This window comes from Klebsiella sp. K5-45 (genome assembly GCF_030128605.1).
In the GTDB taxonomy this organism is placed as follows: domain Bacteria; phylum Pseudomonadota; class Gammaproteobacteria; order Enterobacterales; family Enterobacteriaceae; genus Klebsiella; species Klebsiella quasipneumoniae.
In genome coordinates, this window is record NZ_JAKUZW010000065.1 from 1 (window position 1) to 681 (window position 681).

Here is a 681-nt window from a genome sequence, read left to right on the forward strand (position 1 = left end):
ACAGGATACAGAGAATGAAGATTTTACTGATTGGCAAGAATGGCCAGGTGGGCTGGGAGCTGCAGCGTTCCCTGTCCACCCTCGGCGACGTGGTCGCGGTGGACTACTTTGACAAAGAGCTGTGCGGTGACCTGACGAACCTGGAAGGCATCGCGCAGACGGTGCGTATCGTCCGCCCGGATGTGGTGGTGAATGCCGCCGCGCACACGGCCGTGGACAAGGCAGAAAGCGAGCGGGAGCTTTCCGACCTGCTGAACGACAAAGGGGTGGCGGTGCTGGCGGCGGAGTCGGCGAAGCTCGGTGCCCTGATGGTGCACTATTCCACCGACTATGTGTTCGACGGCGCCGGCAGCCATTATCGCCGGGAAGATGAAGCGACTGGCCCGCTTAACGTCTACGGTGAAACCAAACGCGCCGGTGAACTGGCCCTGGAGCAGGGCAACCCGCGTCACCTGATTTTCCGTACCAGCTGGGTGTATGCCACCCGCGGCGCCAACTTTGCCAAAACCATGCTCCGCCTGGCGGGGGAGAAAGAGACCCTCACCATCATTGATGACCAGCACGGGGCGCCCACCGGCGCTGAGCTGCTGGCAGACTGCACGGCGACGGCAATCCGTGAAACGCTGCGTAATCCGGCGCTGGCCGGCACCTATCATCTGGTGGCCAGCGGCGAGACCAGCT

The 681-nt window shown here is 62.7% G+C and carries 1 protein-coding gene; it reads left to right on the plus strand.

The genetic code is table 11. From position 1 onward, the window contains the following. Positions 1-14: 14 nt before the first annotated feature. Positions 15-681, plus strand: a 667-nt coding sequence (rfbD, locus tag MKS11_RS27775; RefSeq protein WP_284109803.1) for a dTDP-4-dehydrorhamnose reductase, incomplete at its 3' end; no start/stop codon positions are given.